The organism is Frankia sp. R43 (assembly GCF_001306465.1).
Taxonomy (GTDB): domain Bacteria; phylum Actinomycetota; class Actinomycetes; order Frankiales; family Frankiaceae; genus Parafrankia; species Parafrankia irregularis.
The window spans coordinates 546204-566588 of record NZ_LFCW01000005.1; the positions used below are offsets into that span (position 1 = coordinate 546204).

At 71.2% G+C, this 20385-nt stretch carries 16 protein-coding genes and 1 pseudogene; 7 read left to right on the top strand and 10 right to left on the bottom strand.

The genetic code is table 11. The features are described 5' to 3' along the window. The first annotated feature begins 57 nt into the window (after positions 1–57). The 6 genes from ACG83_RS23185 (at position 58) to ACG83_RS23210 (ending at position 4340) form a co-directional block, all read left to right on the top strand. The gene (locus ACG83_RS23185; protein WP_054568308.1) at positions 58–534 is read left to right on the top strand and encodes a hypothetical protein; all 477 of its coding nucleotides are present in this window, start codon (positions 58–60) and stop codon (positions 532–534) included. Positions 535–582: 48 nt separating this feature from the next. Further along, positions 583–1200, top strand: coding sequence for a carboxymuconolactone decarboxylase family protein (locus ACG83_RS23190; protein ID WP_054568309.1), 618 nt, complete (start codon positions 583–585; stop codon positions 1198–1200). Positions 1201–1321: 121 nt separating this feature from the next. Further along, positions 1322–1963 carry a TetR/AcrR family transcriptional regulator gene (locus ACG83_RS23195; protein WP_235498117.1) on the top strand — a complete coding sequence of 214 codons (642 nt, stop codon included), beginning with the start codon at positions 1322–1324 and terminating at the stop codon, positions 1961–1963. A gap of 164 nt (positions 1964–2127) precedes the next feature. Continuing rightward, positions 2128–3408, top strand: coding sequence for a cytochrome P450 (locus ACG83_RS23200; RefSeq protein WP_054568311.1), 1281 nt, complete (start codon positions 2128–2130; stop codon positions 3406–3408). Further along, on the top strand, positions 3405–3599 hold the full coding sequence (locus ACG83_RS23205) for a ferredoxin (protein WP_054568312.1): 195 nt from the start codon (positions 3405–3407) through the stop codon (positions 3597–3599). The genes ACG83_RS23200 and ACG83_RS23205 overlap by 4 nt, the downstream gene beginning before the upstream one ends. Positions 3600–3791: 192 nt before the next feature. Next, the gene (locus ACG83_RS23210) at positions 3792–4340 is read left to right on the top strand and encodes a hypothetical protein (RefSeq protein WP_054568313.1); all 549 of its coding nucleotides are present in this window, start codon (positions 3792–3794) and stop codon (positions 4338–4340) included. Positions 4341–4482: 142 nt separating this feature from the next. Here ACG83_RS23210 and ACG83_RS23215 read toward each other — a convergent pair whose 3' ends face one another. Next, positions 4483–5262, bottom strand: coding sequence for a TetR/AcrR family transcriptional regulator (locus tag ACG83_RS23215; protein ID WP_054568600.1), 780 nt, complete (start codon positions 5260–5262; stop codon positions 4483–4485). A gap of 78 nt (positions 5263–5340) precedes the next feature. Here ACG83_RS23215 and ACG83_RS23220 point away from each other — a divergent pair, with 78 nt between their 5' ends. Further along, positions 5341–5748: a VOC family protein gene (locus ACG83_RS23220; RefSeq protein ID WP_054568314.1), complete on the top strand. Its 408-nt coding sequence runs from the start codon at positions 5341–5343 to the stop codon at positions 5746–5748. A gap of 43 nt (positions 5749–5791) precedes the next feature. Here the strand turns inward: ACG83_RS23220 and ACG83_RS23225 are convergent, their stop codons facing one another. From ACG83_RS23225 to ACG83_RS23260, 9 genes and pseudogenes are all read right to left on the bottom strand, one after another. Beyond that, entirely contained in the window at positions 5792–6409 is a 618-nt protein-coding gene (locus ACG83_RS23225) for a TetR/AcrR family transcriptional regulator (RefSeq protein ID WP_054568601.1), read from the bottom strand. A gap of 116 nt (positions 6410–6525) precedes the next feature. Next, positions 6526–6690 (bottom strand): annotated as a pseudogene (locus ACG83_RS48040) (CopG family transcriptional regulator); the annotation flags it as partial. Between the two features lie 88 nt (positions 6691–6778). Continuing rightward, complete coding sequence (locus ACG83_RS23230) at positions 6779–8236, bottom strand: FGGY family carbohydrate kinase (RefSeq protein ID WP_054568315.1); 1458 nt, start codon at positions 8234–8236, stop codon at positions 6779–6781. Positions 8237–8320: 84 nt separating this feature from the next. Continuing rightward, positions 8321–9499 carry a xylose isomerase gene (gene xylA / locus ACG83_RS23235; RefSeq protein WP_054568316.1) on the bottom strand — a complete coding sequence of 393 codons (1179 nt, stop codon included), beginning with the start codon at positions 9497–9499 and terminating at the stop codon, positions 8321–8323. Between the two features lie 53 nt (positions 9500–9552). Further along, complete coding sequence (locus ACG83_RS23240) at positions 9553–10809, bottom strand: glycoside hydrolase family 1 protein (RefSeq protein ID WP_063793175.1); 1257 nt, start codon at positions 10807–10809, stop codon at positions 9553–9555. Between the two features lie 39 nt (positions 10810–10848). Next, the gene (locus ACG83_RS23245) at positions 10849–13386 is read right to left on the bottom strand and encodes an alpha-L-rhamnosidase (protein WP_054568602.1); all 2538 of its coding nucleotides are present in this window, start codon (positions 13384–13386) and stop codon (positions 10849–10851) included. Between the two features lie 40 nt (positions 13387–13426). Next, positions 13427–15943, bottom strand: coding sequence for a glycoside hydrolase family 3 N-terminal domain-containing protein (locus ACG83_RS23250; protein ID WP_054568318.1), 2517 nt, complete (start codon positions 15941–15943; stop codon positions 13427–13429). Positions 15944–16176: 233 nt separating this feature from the next. After that, on the bottom strand, positions 16177–17508 hold the full coding sequence (locus ACG83_RS23255; RefSeq protein ID WP_054568319.1) for an ABC transporter substrate-binding protein: 1332 nt from the start codon (positions 17506–17508) through the stop codon (positions 16177–16179). 30 nt (positions 17509–17538) lie between these two features. Continuing rightward, positions 17539–20385: a branched-chain amino acid ABC transporter permease/ATP-binding protein gene (locus ACG83_RS23260; protein ID WP_054568320.1), complete on the bottom strand. Its 2847-nt coding sequence runs from the start codon at positions 20383–20385 to the stop codon at positions 17539–17541.

The window sequence follows — 20385 nt, forward strand, 5'->3', positions numbered from 1 at the left end:
CCGCGCGGCGCAGGTCCGCAGTTCCCCGCCCTCACCCTCATTCCTGGGAGCATCGCTATGGCGCTCGCGCTGCACGACCTCGACGAGGTCATCGGCGACCACACCGGTCTCGCCCGGGCCGCGCTGGAATACACCCGGCTGATGAAGAAACTGGTCGACGCGGGCAAGGAGCCCGGTTTCTCGGCCGAGCGCTGGGCGCCTGTCGCCGAGCTGGTCGCGGTTGACACCTTCGAACGGATCGGCCCGTTCAAGGAGGTCATGAACTGGGCGGAATACGTCGCGTTCCTCACCCGGTGGGCGCAGATCTCCGAATGGGAATGCTCGTTCAGGCGGGTCACCGAAACCGGCTCGCTGGTGCTGCTCGAGCTGGAGGAACGCAGCACGACCGGCGGTTTCAGCAGCACTGTGAACTCCGCGACGACCTACGAGTACGACACCGACGGCAAGGTGATCCATCTCGCCGTTTATCTGCAGATGCAGCTGCCGGGACCGGAGACACTCACGAGCTACGAGGGAATCCAGATCACGAAGTGACGCACACATACCGGCCTTTCACAGCCCTCGCAGGAAGGTATCACCCATATGGCCCGCGTCGAACCGCTGCGGCCTCGCCAGTTCCCGCCGGAGATGGGCGCCGCCCTGGCCGCCATGATCCCCGCGGAACCGCGTTATCCCCTACCGAGCGCCGGCGGGAGACCCAAGGTGCTCGGCATGCTGGGAACGTTCGCGCACCATCCCGCGCTCGCCCGGGCGTTCTTCACCTTCAACGGCCAGGTGCTGCTCGCGACGACGCTCACCCCTCGGCAGCGCGAGCTCCTCGTCCTGCGCGTCGCCGCCGCGCGCGGCTGCGACTATCTGTGGGCGGAACATCTCCACCTCGCCCAGGAGGCAGGGCTCACCGCCGAGGAGACAGGAAACATCGCAGAAGACGCCGGGCGCATCGCGGCCAGTTCCGGGGACGGCTCCGCGGAGGGCTCCACCGAAACACCCTTCACCCCGTTTGAATCGGCGCTCGTGCGCGCCGTCGACGAGATCATCGCCGATGGACAGCTGACGGACGGCACCTGGGCAACACTCACCACCGAGCTCGACACCCAGCAGATGCTCGACCTCATCTTCACCGTCGGCGCCTACGAGACGGTGTCGGCCATGCTGCGAACCTTCGGGATCGGAACCGACGATCCCCTTGATCTGTCGTGAGCACCTCACGACCTGCCATGCGCCACCGCGGTGCGTTACTCCCCCGCGGGCGCGACGGCGAGGCACTTCGCCCGACGTCCGCATGCGAGACTGGAGGAGACGACAACCAGGAGATTCATCCGTGGCGAGCACTCCGTCGCTGTTGGGCAGGCCGGTCGGCTCCCGGGGCGATCAGACGAGACAGCGCATTCTTGAAGCGACGCTGCACTGTGTCGCCGAGGTCGGCTATGCGCGCGCCACCATCCGTGAGATCGCCCGGGCGGCGGGCATGACCAGTGGCAGCCTCTACCACTACTTCCCGAACAAGGCCGAGCTGGTCAAGGAGACCTTTCGTGACGTCGCCCGGCAGACCTCCCCTCGGTTCACGGCCGCGGTGGGGTCCGTCGACGGTGTCCTCGACAAGCTCATGGCCGTCCTGGACGAGGTTGCCCGGATGATCCGCGACAACCCGGACGTGGTCCCCTTCGACCGCGCGATCCGGGTGGAAAGCGCCGCGGACCTGCACCTGGCCGAGGAAAGCGACACCATCGTCGCAGCGGTGCACACGGTCGTCGCCGAGATCCTGCGCGAGGCCGACGCGCAGGGAATCCTCGGGAGCCAGGTCGACGTCCAGGCCGCCACGAATGCCATCGACGTGCTGCTCATGGGCCTTTACGACCATGCACTGACCGCACCGGCCGACACTTTCCACACCACCGTTCACGCCCTGAAGCTGCTTATTCGGGGGATGTTCTTCGACCAGGCCCGGATAGCGAGCCTCTGAGGTTGTTCTGACAGCACGCGACGCGCGGTGCACGCACATTTTCTGGTGCTGCGGCGATGCGGATCGACCTCCCGACGCGTCCTGCCATGTTTATGTCGCCGGTTCCCTGCGCCGGAGAACTTCTCGCGCGCGACGGTACGGCGAATGCGAGAGGAGCAGGTTTCATGGATATCGACTCCGTCGACTTCTTCACCGACAACAGCCTTCTGCACGATCCGTACAGTTATCTCGCCGACCTGCGCAGGGAGTGCCCGGTCCGCCGGGAGAAACATCATGACGTCGTCATGATCACCGGATACGACGAGGCGCTGGCGATCTACAACGACACCGAGCGGTTCTCGTCCTGCCTTTCCGTCACCGGGCCTTTCCCCGGCTTTCCGGTTCCGCTCGAAGGCGGAGACGTCCCGGCGCTGATCGCCGAGCACCGTGACCGGCTGCCGATGAGCGACCAGCTGCCCACGCTGGACCCGCCGACCCACACCGCGCACCGCGCGCTGCTCTCAAAAATGATCACCCCTCGCCGTCTCAAGGAGAACGAGGAGTTCATGTGGCGGCTCGCCGACCGTCAGCTCGACGAGGCGCTGACCGGCGGGCACTGCGAGTTCAACCGCGCCTTCGCCTCCCCGTTCGCCATGCTCGTCATCGCCGACCTGCTCGGCGTCCCGGCGGAGGACCAGCCGGAGTTCGTCACGAGACTCAACCGGCCGCACGGCGGAACACTCGGCAGCACCGGCGACGACCCGATGACCCAGTCGCCGCTCGAATTCCTCTACGAGAAGTTCACCGGCTACATCGAGGACCGCCGCCGCCATCCGCGTGCCGACGTCCTGACCGGTGTCGCCTCGGCAACATTTCCCGACGGACGCACACCGGAGGTGCTCGACGCGGTCTGCGTCGCCGCGAACCTCTTCGCCGCCGGCCAGGAGACAACCGTCCGCCTGCTCAGTACTGCGGTGATGATGCTCGGCGAGAACCCCGAGCTGCAGGCGAGACTACGGGCCGACCGCCACCTGATCCCGGGCTTCGTCGAGGAGGCCCTTCGGTACGAGAGTCCCATCCGCGGCGACTTCCGCCTGGCGAAGGTCCCGGTCGAGGTCGGTGGTGTGGCGCTGCCGGCCGGCACCGTCGTCTTCCTGGCCAACGCCGCGGCGAACCGCGACCCGGGCAGGTTCCCCGAACCCGACACGTTCGACATCGAGCGCGCCAACGCCCGCAGCCACGTCGCCTTCGGCCGCGGCGTCCACAGCTGCCCCGGGGCTCCGCTCGCCCGCGCCGAGGCGCTGGTCAGCCTCGAGAGGCTGTTCGACCGCACGGCCGATATCCGGATCGACGAGGAGCAGCACGGCCCCGCCGGGGAGCGGCGCTACACCTACCTGCCCACCTTCATCCTGCGTGGGATCACAAAACTCCACATCCGCTACACCCCCGCCGACGGTGGAGCGTGATCGCGTCCGTCGACCCGGAGCGCTGTGCCGGTCACGGCGCCTGCGTCTCGACCTGTCCCGAGGTCTTCACCTTCACCGACGACGGCTATGCCGAGGTGGCTGTCGATCGGATTCCCGACGAGCTGGCCGAACTCGCCAGGCGAGCGGCGTACGAGTGCCCGGAAAGAGCAGTCCTCGTCGAATCCCCTTAGCGCACTGCGGACGAGTGCGGTGCCGGCCAGGCGGGACCCTTGCCTCAGCTGTTGCACACCTCCCAGAATTAATCATACTGTTGATTAATAACCTGTCCATCCCGTGATCCTCAGGCCGCCAGGCACCCCCCACGTGCACAGGAGCGCCCGAGCCGATCAGGGCGAGACCAGCGACAAGAAAGCGAGGGTCAGATGAACCTTGAAGAGAAGATCGCCTTACACCGACGGATGGCCGACGGTTACCGGGACGCGTATCTCCAGCAGGGTGTGAAGGACGGCGCGACCTACGACGGTTGGAAGTTCGCGACCGACGCCATCTACTCGTCGCCGTACTTCACCGGCGATGACGTCATCAACCTCGGGGAGATCTCCGGTGGCGCGGACGCCTCGCTGATCCTCACCGCAATGGCGGACTCCGCCATCCGGGAGGCCAAGGCCTACTCGGTCACCTTCCCCGACTGGAAACTGGTCGACTACGCCACCTGGGCCGCCGAGAACGGATATGTCGCGCGCGTCCGGTGGGAAGGCCACACCAGGGCCGGCGTGAAGATGGGCTTCTACTCGACCACCTTCATCGAGACGAACGACGCGGGCGAGATCCGGCACTGGCAGACCTTCGTCAACGACGAGGAGTACGGCCCGTTCCTCGAGGTCGCCATCGGCAAGCGCGGCCCGTTCAAGGGCCACCTGGAATACATGGAGCTCGTCGACAGGCTCCTCAAGGACAACGGCCTCGCGTAGACGTCGGCCGACGCACGGCCACAGCTGAGCACGCGAGCATTCCCGGCCGCATAAGGCGAGGACGACCTGCCGGATCGAGGTCGGCGGCGCCGCGCGACGCCGACCCCGATCCCGACACCGGTCCGATCCGGGTCGGCGCCGTTCACCCAGGGACCGGGCCGTCGAGGAGAGGTGCCAGGCCGTCGAGGAGGCGGGCGAGGCCGAAGCGGTAGGCGTGGTCGGGGTCGTGGGCGCTGCCATGTGCCTGGCCGGCGGCCGTGCCGACGCGGCTCGCACGCGGGTAGCGCTGTTCGTCCAGCACGCGGGCGAGCATGGGCCCGACCCGCGCCCACCACCGCGTGTCGTCACCGTCGGGGCCGGCCGCCGCACTTGCCGACTCGTGGGCCGCGCGGGCGTTGGCCTGGACGAAGGACAGCAGGTAGGTCAGGCAGTCGTCCCGGTCGACGTCCGAGAGGCCCAGGTCGTCGAAGGCGGACAGCTCGTGCTCGTATTTGGCCATCAGGCCCGGCCCCAGCGGAGGACGCAGCGTGCCGACCTGGGCCGCCCAGGGATGCGCGGCGAACAGGGCGCGGTTGTCGTCGGCGACGGCGGTGAGCCGCTGCCGCCAGGGCGCACCAGCGGTGTCCGCGCGCGGCATCCGGGCGTAGGCGGCGTCGAGCATCAGGTCGAGCAGTTCCTCCTTGCCCGGTACGTAGGTGTAGAGCGTCATGGGGACCACGCCCAGGATTCGGGCGACGGCCCGCATGGTCACCGCGGCCAGGCCTTCCTGGTCGGCGAGATCGGTGGCGGCGCTGACCACGGCGGCGAGGTCCAGTGCCCGGCTCGGCCCGCGACGTGAGGCCGCCGGTGCCTCGCCCCACAGCAGCGCCAGCGTGCGGGCCGGATCGCCGGCGCCCGATCGTTCTGCTGTCACGGTAGCCATCATCGCCCGTGAAACTCTGTACATTGTATGATGTACTGCGTACAGAGTTAACGGCTCGCCAGGCTCCGGAGGATCCCCATGAAGATCACCTCGTCCGCCGTGTCGCTGAACGTCAACGACGTCGACGCCTCTGCCGCCTTCCTCACCAGGCACTTCGGCTTCACGGAGCTGATGTCCGCCGACGGCTTCGCCTCCCTGGGCCGTGCGGACGCCGGCATGAACGTCGTCTACCTACGCCGCGGGCTGCCGACCCTGCCCGCCGACCAGCGCGACAACCACGCAGGCGGGCTGATCCTCGCCTTCGTCGTGGACGACCTGGAGGGCGAGCTCGCCCGGCTTCAGCGCGCGGGCGTGACCATCACGATGCCGCTGACAGCCGAGGAATGGGGGGAACGCGCCTTCCAGGTCCGCGACCCCAACGGCGTCATCGTCCAGCTGGTCGACTGGAACGGCCCCGGCGCCCACGCCACCACCGGGAACGCCTGACGCACCGACACACCGATGCAGCGGTCGAACGGGTTCGGACGGATCAGGTACCCGACGGCGCGGGGACTCCGAGCACCGCGTGCATGGCGCGCAGCGCCCAGGCGGGGGCCAGGTCGTCGCCGTGGAGCTGCCGGGCGGGGTTGACGCCGACGGCCAGCGCTTCCAGGGCGAAGACGACCTGCCCCGGGTCGGTGTCGGCGGCGAGCTCACCCGCTGCCACCGCCGTCTCGATCTCCCGGCGCAGGACGCGGCGCCAGAGCTCCGTGGTCTTGGCGAGCGCGTCGTGCACCGGGCCGGTCCGGCCATCCCACTCGAACGTCACGGCCGCGATGAAGCAGCCGCCCGGGAAACCTGGGTCGTCTTCGTGGCGTGTCCAGGACTCACAGATCGCGAGCAGGCGGTCGAGGCCTGGCCGTCGGTGGCTGACCGGATCCCACACGCGTACCCGGAAACGGTCGGCGGCGTACTCGAGGGTGGCGAGCTGAAGCTGCTCCTTCGTCCCGAAGTGGCCGATCACCCCCGACTTGCTCATCTCCAGCTCGGCGGCGAGCCGGCCGATCGTGACGCCCTCCATGCCCTCGACCGAGGCGATGTCCGCGGCGCACCGGACGATCGCCGCACGGGTGTCGAGCGCGGCGGCGACGGAGCGGCGGCCTGCCATCACCACAGCATAGCGACCGGGTGTTCGGCATTGAAGTACGAACGTTCGTTCGCTGAATTGAGAGGACGTCAGACCTGCCTGACGACGTCGTCGCCCGCGCTCGCCGGTCTGTTGCCTCACGCCGCCTCTCCGGCGTCACGCTGCCCGGCGGTACGGCGCCGCTCATGTTCGGCGTCGAGTTCCTCCAACTCGTCGAGCGCTGCCGCACGCTCATCCTCGGTGACGGGGCCGTGCTCCGCCTGCAGCCAGTCGACCAGTTCGACGAGCCGGTCCCGGTCCCGGTCTACCTGCGGATCACGGCACCGACGATTCGGCGATCAGACCGCCTCCGCCAGCCCGCTTCTGGTCGGGCTTGCACGCGCTCGTTGCCTATGCCGGTGATGCTCCTGCGGCCGTGGTGGCGGCCACGCGGTACCTCTCCCGGATCTCGGGGCGCGGCGGCGCGGTGTGGATGGCGGCGTCCACCGCCGGCCAGTCGAGCTGACCGCCGAGCAGCACCGCGGCGGCCTGGCGGGCGGCGCCGTCCGCGACATACTCGCCGGGCGCCGGGATGGCGACGGGGACACCCAGCACCTCCGGCGCCAGAGCGCGGACCGCCCGTGAGCGGGCACCGCCACCGACCATCGTCACCCGCCCGACGTCGACGTTCTGCGCCCGCAGGACGTCGACACAGTCGGCCATCAGGCACAGCAGGCCCTCGACGGACGCACGGGCGAGGTTCTCCCGGGTGGTCGAGGCAACGGAGAGGCCGTGCAGCGAGCCGGTGGCGGTGGGCAGGTTCGGGGTGCGCTCCCCTTCGAGGTAGGGCACGAACACCAGCCCGCCCGCACCCGGCCCGGCGCCCAGGGCGAGAGCGTCGAACGTGTCACGGTCGACGTCGAGAAGCCGGCGGGTCACGTCGAGGACGCGGCTGGCGTTGAGCGTGCACGCCAGCGGGAAATGGTGGCCGGTGGCGTCGGCGAAACCGGCCACCGCGCCGGAGGCGTCCCGGGTGCCGACCCGCGACACCGCCGCGACCACACCTGAGGTACCGAGCGAGAGCAGGCATTCACCGAGCCGCAGGCCCAGGCCCAGGGCGGCGCCCGCATTGTCGCCGCAGCCGGGGCCCAGCAGCAGCTGCCCGAGCCCGGCGCCGGGGTCGCCGCGGCCCACCGCCTCGCCGGGCGCCGCGACCTCGGGAAGGCGAATCCGTGCGGTCTCGCCGGGGGTGCGCCGCAGCGCGAGCGCGAGCAGATCGCGACGGTAGCCGCCCGTGGCAGCGCCGGAGGCGTCGTAGTAGCCGGTGCCGGAGGCGTCGGAGCGGTCGGTGCGCAGGGTGTCGAGCGAGCGGGCTCCGGCCAGTCGCCAGGTGAGCCAGTCGTGGGGCAGCGCGATCGCGGCGATGCGTGCCGCGGCGTCCGGCTCGTGGTCGGCGAGCCAGCGCAGCTTGGTCACGGTGAACGAGGCGACCGGGACCGAGCCCACCGCGTCGGCCCAGGCCGCGGCGCCCGCCGTGGGGTCGCCGCCGCCGAGGTCGGTGACGAGGTCGCGGGCCGCCTGGGCTGAACGGGTGTCGTTCCACAGCAGTGCCGGCCGGATGACGTCGCCCTCGGAGTCCAGGCAGATCATGCCGTGTTGCTGGCCGGCGACCGAGATCGCGGCGACGTCGTCCAGCCCGCCGGCCCGGTCGATCGCGGTGCGCAACGCCGTCCACCAGTGTTCGGGGTCGAGCTCGGTGCCGTCGGGATGCGGCGCGCTGCCGGCGCGGACGAATCTGCCGGACTCGGCCGCACGAATGACGACCTTGCACGACTGGGTCGACGAATCGACACCCGCGACCAGGGTCATCGCCTTCTCCCGCTGCTTTCGCCTTCTCCCGCTGCACTCTTCTTCTCCCGCTGCACTCTTCTTCTCCCGCTGCGCTCGGCGCGGTCAGCCGAGCAGGTGCTCGACGGCGAGCTGCTGCAGGCGGACGAAACCGAAGTCCCGTTCGGCGGCCTTGTCGGGGTCGAATCCGTCATCGTCGGCCAACAGGTCGGCGGCGGTCTCACCGGGCGCCAGGGTCGGCTCGGCGAGCTCGAGAACGCCGGCGTAGGCCATCGCCTCCCGCACCCGGGGGTCCGCGCGGAACCGCTGTGCCTTCTCCGCCAGCAGCAGGTAGGTCGCCATGCACGCCCGCGCCGACTCCCAGACGCCGGCCAGATGCTCCGTCCGCGACGGCTTGTAGTCGAAGTGGCGGGGACCGGTGTAGCGCGGCCCGTCGGGGTAGCCGGGGAAGCCGTTCTCGATCAGGTCGACCGTGAAGAACGCCGACAGCAGGTCACCGTGACCGAAGACCAGGTCCTGGTCGTACTTCAGGCCGCGCTGGCCGTTGAGGTCGAGGTGGAACAGCTTCCCGCTCCACAGCGCCTGACCGAGCGCGTGGGTGTAGTTCAGGTTCGCCATCTGCTCGTGGCCGGTCTCCGGGTTGAGCCCGACGATGTCACCGTGCTCAAGCTCCGCGATGAACGCCAGCGCATGCCCGACGGTCGGCAGGAAGATGTCACCACGCGGCTCGTTCGGCTTCGGCTCCAGCGCGATCCGCAGGTCGTGGCCCTGGGCCTTGATATAGCCGGCGACGGTGTCGATGCCCTCCCGATAGCGCTCCATGGCCGCGTAGACGTCCTTCGACCCGTCGTACTCGCCGCCCTCACGGCCACCCCACATCACGAAGGTGCTCGCGCCCAGCTGGGCGGCGATCTCCACCGCGCGCAGCACCTTGCGCAGCGCGAACCGTCGCACCGACCGGTCGTTGGACGTCAGGGCGCCGTCCTTGAAGACCGGGTGGGTGAAGGTGTTGGTGGTGACCATCTCTATCACCAGGCCGGCGGTGTCCGCCGCGTCGCGGAGCCGGCGGACCCGCTGCTCGCGGGTCGCCTCGTCGGCGTCGAACGGGAACACGTCGTTGTCGTGGAAGGTGATCCCCCACGCCCCGAGCTCGGCCAGCCGGCCGGCGTACTCCCAGGGATCCAGCACCGGACGGGTCGCGGCACCGAACGGATCCGCCCCGGGCCAGCCCACCGTCCACAGCCCGAACGAGAACCTGTCCTGGCTCGTCGGCTGTCGCACCATCCCGCATCCCGCCCTTCCCACCGAGGAACTCGCACGCACTGGTCCTGCGCCGGTCAGCGGAGGCGGCCCGCGCGAGCGATCTCGCCGAGCCAGCGCGCGGACGGCTTGACCGTGCGCGCGAAGGTACTCCGGTCGACGGCGATCAGTCCGAAGGTCATCGCATAGCCGGACGTCCACTCGAAGTTGTCGAGCAGGGACCAGTGGAGGTAGCCGCGCACGTCGACGCCGTCGGCGATGCAGCCGGCCAGGCCGTCGAGGGCGGCGGCGGTGTAGGCGATGCGGGCTTCGTCGTCGGCGGTGGCGATGCCGTTCTCGGTGACCAGGACGGGCACGCCCGCGTGTTCGGCGGCGAGCCGGACCGTGTGCCCGAGGGCCTGTGGGTAGATCTCCCAGCCGGTCTGGGTCGTCGCGGCCCCGGCCGGCACGGGCAGGACGCCGCCGGGCCCGATCCGTTCCCGGGTGTAGGTCTGGACGCCGACGAAGTCGTCGTCGCGGGAGACGTCGAGCCAGTCGAGTTCGGCCGCCTGCCGCGTCGCGGCCCAGCGCACCTCGCCGCCGTCGGCGGACTGGAGGTCGATGAGGGCGAGGGTCCAGCCGACGGCGGGGTTGCCGGGGCCGGATTTGATCGCCTCGACGGCCTTGCGGTGCGCGGCCGCCATCACCTCGATGTTCGGGGCGGGCCAGCTCCCGCCCGATCCCGACTGCCCGCCCGCCTGGCCGTCAGCGCCGGTGCCGGCGGTACCGGCGGTGCCACCGGTGCCGTCGGGCAGGCCGAGGCCGTCCTCGCGCGCGGCCGCCGGGACGATTCCGAGGTGCACCATCATGGAGATCACGTTCGGCTCGTTGAAGGTGCAGGCCCAGGGCACCAGGTCCCCGATGTGCTCGGTGACCCGGGCCGCGTAGCGGGCGAACCGGTCGACGGCGGCGGTGCCGTTCCAGCCGCCGGCCGCGGCGAACCAGCGGGGCGTCGTGAAGTGGTTGTAGGTCACGACGGGGGTCACGCCGTTCTCCAGGCAGGTGCCGACCATGCGCCGGTAATGGTCGAGCGCGGCCCGGGAGAAATAGCCCTCCTCCGGTTCGATCCGGGCCCATTCGACCCCGAAACGATAGGCGTTCAGCCCCAGTCCGGCGAGCAGGCCGATGTCCTCGGGATAGCGGTGGTAATGGTCGCAGGCGTCACCGGACGGCTCGGCGAACCGCGATCCGGGAGCCCATTCACCGGCCCACAGGTCGGCGTTGACGTTGCCGCCCTCGACCTGGTGGGCGGCGGTCGCGGCACCCCACAGAAAACCATCCGGGAATTGATTCATGATCGATAATCCTCTCGGTGTCGCGGGGTAGGGCGGGCGTCAGCCGTTGGCCGAGGGCGCCGCGAGTACGGCGAGCAGGTCGTGTTCGATGGCCGGTGCCTGTTCGGGGAAGTAGCCCAGCAGGGTCCGCAGGTTCGGCAGGGACGGCTCGGTGCCGCTGTCGGCCGCGCCGAACTGCGGCAGGTGCCGGCGGAGCGTGGCGTGCACCACCGCCCAGGTCCGGGCATCGTGGAAAAGCACCTTCAGCGGGGTGTCGAGGGTGTATTCCGGCCGAACCGACCGTGGAATGCGGTATTCCCAGCGGTGCTCGCCGGCGTCGACGTGGGCGGTGAGCCCGTCCGGATGGTGCGGGAGAACGACGTCCGCGGTGGTGCCGCCGGGGATGGTGACCTCGACCGTCATCCGGTCGTCGGCGGTGTGCCGCCAGGCGACGCGAACCCGCCCGTGCGGGGTGTCGTGGGCGACGGTCGCGTGGGTGAGCCCGCCTCCGGGCTGCGGCGCGATCCGCAGGCGCCGGTAGCCGGGCTCGGCCGGCGCCACGCCGCCGACGACACGGTGCAGCCAGTCGGCGACGGCGCCGAGCGCGTAGTGGTTGAGCGACGTCATGCTGGTGTCCTGCAGCGATCCGTCGGGGGTGACGGCGTCCCACCGCTCCCAGATTGTCGTGGCGCCCTGGGTGACCGGGTAGAGGAACGACGGGCAGTCCGTCTGCAGGAGCAGGGCGTAGGCGGTGTCGAGGTGGCCGGTGCGGCTCAGCGCGTGCGTGACGAGCGGGGTGCCGGCGAAGCCGGTGCTGATGCGATGTTCGGCCTTGGTGACGAGCTCGGCGAGCCGGCCGCCGGCGCGGGCCTGCTGGGCGGCATCGAGGATGTCGAAGCAGATGGCCAGGGCGTAGGCGGTGACCGAGTCGTTCGCGACCAGCCCGGTGGGGGTGACCCATTCGTCGCGGAACGCCGCGCGGACCCGCTGGTGCAGCGCCCAGTAGCGGGCCGCGTCGTCCGCGCGACCGAGGACGTCGGCCGCCTGGGCCAGTTCGCCGGTCGTCCGGCACAGGTAGGCGGTGGCGACGAGGTAGGCGTTCGTCTTGCCGCCGGCCGGGTTGGTGGGCGGGGCGTCCGGGTCGAGCCAGTCACCGAGCTGGAAGCCGCTGTTCCACAGGCCTCGTTCGTCGAGGAGACCTTCGATGCTGTCGATGAACGCGGTCATGGAAACGTACTGGCGGGCGAGGATGTCGGGGTCGCCGTACTCCTGGTAGAGCGCCCAGGGCAGGCTGACCGCGACGTCGCCCCACAGCGCGGTGGGGGTGGTGACGGGCATACCCAGCGCGTCCGGGACGACCAGCGGGACGTACCCCTTCTCCCCCTGTTCGGCGGCGAGGTCGGCGAGCCAGGCGCCGAGCAGGTCACGGACGTCGTAGAGGAACGCGGCCGTGGGCGCGAAGGCGTTCAGGTCGCCGGTCCAGCCGAGGCGCTCGTCGCGCTGCGGGCAGTCCGTCGGCACCCCGACGAAGTTGCCGCGCATGGACCAGACGACGTTGCGGTGCAGCTGGTTGACGAGCTCGTTCGAGGTCTCGAACCAGCCGGTCCGGCGCAGGTCGCTGTGCACGACCACCGCGCGCAGCGCGTCGGCGTCGAGGTTCCCGGGCCAGCCGTCGACCTCGACGTAGCGGAAGCCGTGGAAGGTGAACCTCGGCTCCCACGTCTCCGGATCTCCGCCGCCGCGCAATGTGTACCGGTCGGTGGCGAGCGCGGTCCGGTTGGTCCGGAAGTCCGCCTCACCGCCGATCATGATCTCGGCGTGCCGCAGGGTGACCGTCGTGCCGGCGTCGCCGCGGACGGTGAGGCGGACCCAGCCCGCCAGGTTCTGCCCGAAGTCGACGACCGTCCGGCCGGCCGGGGTGGTCAGGATCTCGACCGGCGCCACCTCCTCGATCCGCCGGATCGGCGGCGCGGTCGGCGCGGTCGGCCCGGTCGGCCCGGTGAGGGCGCCCAGGTCGTGCTCGATGACGTCGACCGGCGACCAGCCGGAGTCGTCGAAACCCGGCTGGTCCCAGCCGTCCGGATGGCGGCGCGCGTCGTAGGTCTCACCGTCGTAGATGCCGTCGGCGAGGATCGCGCCGGTACCGGCCCGCCAGTCGGCGCCGCTGCCGACCACGTCGACGCGGTCGCCGTAGTCGAGATCGAGCTGCAGGAATCCGGCCGGCCGGCCGGCCCACAGCGCCCGCCTGCCTCCCTCCCAGGTCAGCCGGCCCACGGCCCAGCCCTCCCCCAGAACCACGCCGAGCGCGTTCACACCCTCCGCCAGCGCGCCGGTGACGTCGTGGCTGCTCACGACCAGCCGATGCCGGTAGGACGTCCATCCGGGGGCGAGGACCTCGTCGCCGACCCGGCTGCCGTTCAGGTAGGCCTCGACCAGCCCCAGGGCCGTGACGTGCAGGGTGGCCGACCGCAGGCCGGGGCCGACCGTGAACTCCCGCCGCAGGTACGGCGCCGGCACCGGCTCGGTACCACGCCCGGTGGCGAGCCCGTTGGCGCCGGCCGGCGCGGCGATGAAGCTGGCCTTCCAGGGGTGGGACACGGGACCTCGCTTCTCGGACACGACGGCGGGAACGGTCCGGTCAGGCATCGGACGCAGGCAACGTGATCGTTCTGGTGCAGCGGATGTCGTCGCTGCCGAGCCCGGCGAGCACGGTGACCTCGCCGGCCTCGATGCCCCGGGTGCCGTCGGACCTCGTGTGGAAGAGCCGTGCGACGGGGGCTTCGAGCGTGACCGTCGCGGTTTCGCCCGCGGGCAGCGCGAGGCGGGTGAAGCCGATCAGCTGGCGGACGGGCCGGACCACGGTGGCGGCCTCGTCGCGGGCGTAGAGCTGCACGACCGTCTCGCCGTCGGCAGGGCCGGTGTTGGCCACGACGAGCCGGGCGCGGATGAGCCCGCCGGTCTCCTCGACCGCCGGCCCGGCGGAGTCGCCGAAGGAGTCGCCAGCGGAGTCGCTGGCGGAGTCGCCGAGGGAGTCGCCGAGGGAGTCATCGAAGGCGACGTCGAAGGTGCTGTAGGACAGGCCGTGTCCGAAGGGGTACAGCGGGCTGGGGTCGGCCAGGTCGTTGTAGCCGTGCCGGGCCCCGGTGGGATGGCCGTACCCGCTGCCGTGGTGGTGGCCGTGGTAGATCGGCAGCTGGCCCAGGTGCCGGGGGAAGGTGCTGGGCAGCTTGCCGCTCGGGTTGACGGTGCCGAAGAGCGTGTCGGCGATCGCCTGGCCGGCCTCCTCACCGAGCAGCGGCGCGAGCAGCACCGCGTTGGACACCCACGCCACCGCGTCGAGCAGCAGCGGCCGTCCCGAGACGACGACGGTCACCAGCGGCTTCCCGGTGGCCGCCAGCAGGGCGACCAGTGCCTCCTGGTCACCCGGCAGGGCGGGCTCGGCGGTCGACTGGCCCTCGCCCGCGGTGTTGTTGCCGACCCAGCCGGTCCGCTCGCCGACCACGGCTATGACGACGTCGGCACCGGCTACCGCCCGTTCCACCGCGTCCCGGTCCAGCGGCTGCGCAGGGTCCGCCTCGAACCGCCCGAGCGGAACGTGCTCGACGGACGGGTCGGTACGCCGCAGCGCGTCGAGCACGGTGGGTGCGTCGGGGTGGATCCTGCGCGCCTCGGCCTCGAAACGTCCGTCGAGCCCCGGCATCCGGGGCTGGAAGATGTCGGTGAAGACGAAGGTCGCCGGGTCGACGCCGGGGACCTGCCCGGTCAGCACCGCCATCATCCCCAGCGGCACCTCGGCGTTCGAGACCGAGGTGTAGGCCCCGAAATGGACCCGCAGCTCGTCGGCCGCCGGGCCGACGACGACGATCCGGCCGCCGCGGGGCGTGAGTGGCAGCGTCCCGTCGTTGTCGAGCAGAACCATGGCCCGTTCCGCGACGGCCCGGCGCACCGTCGCGGCCTCGTCGTGGCCGGGCGCGGGCGCCCCGGGCGCCCGCGCCCCGGTCGTCCCCGTCCCCGTCCCGGGCGCCCGGCCGGGAGGCGTCATGCCCGGGACGAGTCCGACGCGCGCCTTGGCGGCGAGCACCCGGGCCACAGCGGTGTCGATGACCTGTTCGTCGAGCCGGCCGCTGCTGACCTCGTCGACCAGGAAGGCGTAGTTCGCGTCGCCGGGGAGCTCGACGTCGAGGCCGGCGCTGATCGCCCGCACAGCGGCCTGGGCCGGTGAGTCCGCGGTGCGGAAGAAGTGGGTCTGCAGGGTCACGGAGTCGTAGTCGCTGACGACGACCCCGGCGAAGCCGAGCTGGTCGCGCAGCAGCTCGGTGAGCAGCCAGCGGTCCGCGACGCACGGAACGCCGTCGATCTCGTTGTAGGAGTTCATGACGCACGCGAGGCCGGCTTCGGCGATCGCGCGGCGGAACGGCTCGGCGTACTCGTCCACCAGCGCGCGTCGCCCGAGCTGGGTGACGGCCTGGTTGAGCCCGCCTTCGGAGGCGCCGTAGCCGACGAAGTGCTTCCCGGTGGCGAGCACGCCGGACGTCCCGTCGGCGCCCTGGATGCCGCGGACGAACGCGACGCAGAGCTGCGCGGCGAGCTCGGGGTCCTCCCCGTAGGTCTCGTGCACCCGGCCCCAGCGCGGGTCCCGGGCGAGGTCCATCACCGGGGACAGCGCGTGCCCGATCCCGGCCGCGCGCATGTGGGCGGCGGTCACGGCGGCGGCCCGGGTCACGAGCGCGGGCTCCCAGGTGGCCGCCTGCGCCCAGGCCGTCGGGAACTGCGGGCCCGAGCTGTGCAGCAGGCCGCTGATCGCCTCGAAGTGGACGAGCGCACCGATCCCGAACGGCGTCACCGCGCGGACGGCCGCCTGGACGCGCGCGAGGTCCGTCCGCAGGCTCTCGGCGTCATGGCCGAGGAACCAGGCCAGCGACAGATGTCCCACGCCGTGGGGCCGCAGTGCCGGCAGCCGTTCGACGTCCAGCGCGGGGCTCGCCGCACCCGCCGGGCCCTGGCTGGAGCCGGAACCAGGGCCGGGGCTGGGGCTGGGCCGCCGCGCGATGAGGTCGGTCACGGCGAATCCGGTGAGCTGGGCGACCTTCTGTTCCACTGTCAGCCGGCGGACGAGGTCCTCGATCCTGCCCGGCGGCAGCGTGGTGGCGGTCATGCTTGTGTCCCCTGTTTGTTTTCGAAGACCCCGTGACGAGCGGGGAGCGAATTCCCGGGCGCACCGGGGATCCCTTTCTGCCGCCCAGCGCCAGCGATTCTCACCAATGGCCGCAAAAGGGGTCATGGAGTCGCTTGGCGATCCGCAAGAAGTAAGGATTTCGGTTGTTCCAGCAGCCAAAATCCTTACTTCTTCCTCAGAAGCAGCGACCACTGCGGACGTGCGCGGACGGGTCAGCCCGCGGCGAGGAAGAAGCCCTTCTTCGCCGGATCCCATGCGAAGATGCGCGGCGGGATGTCGCCGTTCGGCGTCTCACGGCTGTAGGTCGCGGCGTCGGCCAGAACCGGGACGTGGAAGGATCCCAGCGCGAAACCGGCGTCCTGGAAGGACTTGTAGGTGAGGTCCTTGCCGGCCTTCGCGGCGATGGCCTGGAACAGGGTGAGGTAGCGGCAGGCGGCCGACTCGGACGTGCCCCACCCGGTTTCCTTCGGGGCCACCAGCGCCGGATCGATGATCTTACCCTTGGTTTCGGGCACCGCGGCCTCGACCGTCGAGAGGCAGGTGTTGACGGCCGGGTCGGCGTAGTCGGCGGCCTGGCCGATGGCCAGCGCGTCGCTGAGCACGCCCAGGTCCCCGTTGCGGGCGCCGAGAACATAGGCCGAGGCGGTGTTGACGCTCCCGAACAGCAGGCGGGGGCGATAGCTGGTCTTCTGGAGCTCGGCGGGGAACTGGGCCTGCGAGCCTCCGACGAGCAGCACGGTGTCGACGCCGGCGGACTGGAACTTCTGGATGAAGACGTTGAGCTGCGACGACACCGCGGCCGGGTCGGTGGTGTCGGCGTCGAGGACACCCGTCTCGGTGACGGGAATGTTCCTGGCCGCCAGGGCGGGCAGGACGGTCCTGTCCAGGACCGCCTGGTCGTCGCGGTAGGCGACCACGGCGAGCTTCTTCCCAGCCAGCTCACCCTTGTCGGCGTACAGCCCCAGGCCCTGGCCGAGCTCGTCGCCGCCGCGCTGGTCGGAGAACCACGGCGCCTGGGCCTTGGCGTACCGCGCGGCGGTGAGGTCGCCGCCGACGACCAGCGTCCTGTGCGTCTGCACATAGCAGTTCACGTCTTCGGCGTTGAGGCTGCCGACCGCGGCGAAGACCTTCTCGTCCTCGGTCAGCTTCACGCAGGTCTCCTGCGCTCCGGTGGGCGAGAGGACGTCGACCGCGCCGAACACCGGGACGATCTTGCGCCCGTTGATGCCACCGTCCCTGTTGATCCTGTCGATGATGGCGCCGGCCACCGCCTCGTAGTCGCCGTGGTCGACGTCGACGTACTGCTTGACCTTGGACAGGTCCGGGTAGACGAAGCCGATCTTGATGCTGTCGGCGGTGACCCCCGGGGAGATCGCCGGCGCCGGCGGGGCCGGGAAGGCGGCGGCGCCGGTGGCACCGCCGGCCGGTGTGTCCTTGTCGTCCTTCGACTCGACACTGCAGGCGGTGGCCGCGGTGGCGGTAAGCGCGACGGCGGCCAGGAGGAGTAAGGCGCTGGATCTGCGGGTGCGGCGCGGCGAACTCATCTGCGAACTCCAGGAGGGTGACGTGGGTGACTACGCGGTTGGCTGGACGGAAACGGGCGTGCCGCCGCTTCGGCTGATGGCGCGTTCGTCGGTGCCGAGGTAGCTGGCGATGACCGACGGGTCGGCGCGGACGACGTCCGGGGCGCCCTCGGCGATGACGCGGCCGGTCTCCAGGCAGTAGACGCGGTCGCTGATGCCCATGATCAGCGGCATGTCGTGCTCGATGACGAGCATGGCTGCGTCGAGCTCGCGGCGGATCTCCTGGATCAGGGGGCCGAACGCCTCCGTCTCCCGCTGGGCGACGCCCGCGGTCGGCTCGTCGAGGCAGAGCAGCCGGGCGTCGAGGGCGAGGAGCCCGGCGAGCTCGACGATGCGGCGGGTGCCGGTGGACAGGTCGGCGATGAACGCGTCGGCGTACCGGCCGAGGCCGAGGAAGCCGATGAGGTCGTCGGCGGCGGCCCGCTGGGCGCGTTCCCGGGTGAAGGTGTGCGGCAGGTGCAGGGCGGTGGACAGCAGGCCGGTGCGGCCCCGCGATTCCAGCGCGATCTGCACGGTCTGGCGGACGGTGAGCTCGGGGAACAGGGCCGCGGTCTGGAAGGTGCGCCCGAGCCCGGCCCTGGCCCGGGCGGTGGGCCCGGCCGCGCTGATGTCCTTGCCGAGGAGCTCGACGGTGCCGGTGGCGGGCACGAAGCCGCCGATCGCGTGCATGAGGGTGGACTTGCCGGCGCCGTTGGTGCCGATCAGGCCCACGATCTCGCCGGGTGCGACCCGCAGGGACACCCCGTCGACCGCGGTGAGGCCGCCGAAGCGGACCCGGACCTCGCTGGTCGCGAGGACCGGACGCCGTGGCGCGAGCGGCTCCCGGGACCGGGGGACGGCCCGGGTGAGCGCCCTCGCGGCGGGGATCTTCGGCGCGGCCGCCGGTGCGGGTCCGAGGCGGCGCTCGGCGAGGCGCAGCAGGCCGTCGCGGGCGCTGTAGCCGATCTGCACCAGCCCGCCGGGGAAATAGAGCAGCAGGACGAGCAGGCCGAGGCTGGAGGTGAGCAGCGGGACGATCTCGTTGTCGGGGAAGAACGCCGGCAGGCCGATGACCCAGAGCGAGCCGAGCACCGGCCCGTACACCGAGCCGAGACCACCGATGACGACGATGGACACGACGAGCAACGAGTCCGCGCTCAGGAAGTACCGGTCGGCGTAGGGGACGTTCTGCACCGCGCCGGCGAGCAGGCTGCCCCCGAGACCCGCGATCCCGCCGGCCAGCGCGAACGCACGCAGCTTCACCCGGGTCGTCCCGACGGTGTAGGCCGCGGCGGTCGCCGGGTTGTCCCGCACCCCGATGGTGGTGCGCCCGACGCCGGAGCGGCGCAGCCGGGCGACGACGGCCAGCACCACCGCCAGCACGATCAGCACCAGGTAGTAGTAGGCGCGCTGGCTGGTGACGTCGACGCCGAAGGCGGTGTCGCGGGGGAACGACGCCGTGCGGGCGCCCGGGTCCTGGAACACTTCGCGGCGGTAGAGGTACTGCTCCGCGGCGATCCCGAACGCGAAGGTGCTGACCGCGAGCATCAGCCCGCGTACCCGTAGCGCTCCCGCGCCGACCGCGGCGGCGAGCGCGGCGGTGACGAGGCTCGCGATCCCGACGGCCACCGGGAACGGCAGCGCGTCCAGCGCGACGGTGCTGCCGCCGACGGAGATCTCCAGGCCGCGGTGGAGCGCCGCGGCGGTGAGCGCGCCGAGGCCGGCGAACGCCATCTGGCCGAGCGAGAGCTGCCCGGCCCAGCCGGTGAGCACGGTGACCGAGGCGGCACAGATCGCGTAGCAGAGGATGACCGTGTAGAGCAGCTGCCGCGAGGACTGCGTGACCAGCAGCGGCAGGACGAGGGCGAGCACGCCGAGCGCCAGCAGCGGCGCCCGTTCGAGCTGGCGGACCCACCACAGGTCGCGCAGCCGTTCGGGGATCGGCGCGGCCTTGGGCGCGAACGAGAACGACGACGTCGGGGTGTCACGGCCGCGGCTGGCCCAGAACACCGCCGCCAGGACCAGCCCGAGGATGACAAGGTCGGTCAGGCCGGGCTGGTCGAGCCAGTTGAACTGGACGAACGACTGCAGCAGGCCGAGTGCGACCCCGGCCAGCAGCGCGATCCACAGCGACGCCATCCGGGCGATCACCGCCGCGGCCAGCGCCCGCACCAGTGTCGTGGGGCCGAGCGTGGTGATCTGCGTCAGCGACTCGTTCTGCGCCGAGATCAGGATCAGGCACAGAGTGGCGACCATCCCGGCCACCGACCACATCGCGGTGGAGACGGCCTTCGGGCTGATGCCCTGCAGCCTCGCCAGCTCCGGGTTGCCCGCCGCCGCCCGCACCGTGCGGCCGAGCACCGTGCGGCTCAGGAACAGGCCGAGCCCGATCGCGACGAGCGGAACCACGACCAGGACGCTCAGCTGCGCGCCGCTGATCCGCAGGCCGTCGACCGGCGACCATGTCCCGCCCCACGGCACCGGATACGACTCGGACGCATGGTCGTCCAGGTCGGGCAGGCCGGTGACGATGGTGAGCGCGAGCTGCGCCACGCCGATGGTCGCGACGACCAGGATCACCCGCGGTGCCTGGAACAGCCGGCGGATCACGGCGAGGTCGACCAGCGCCCCGAACGCCGTCCCGACCACCAGCGCGATGGCCAGGGCGATCCAGTACGGCACGTTCCACCGCACCACGAGCAGCGCGAACAGGACGGAGCCGACGAGGCCCATGTTCGCGACCGCGAAGTTGATGACCCGGGTGGACCGGTGCACCAGCACGATGCCGATCGCGAGCAGGCCGATGACGAGACCGGTGACGGCGCCGTCGAAGAGCAGCTGGGTGGTGGGCATCTGCAT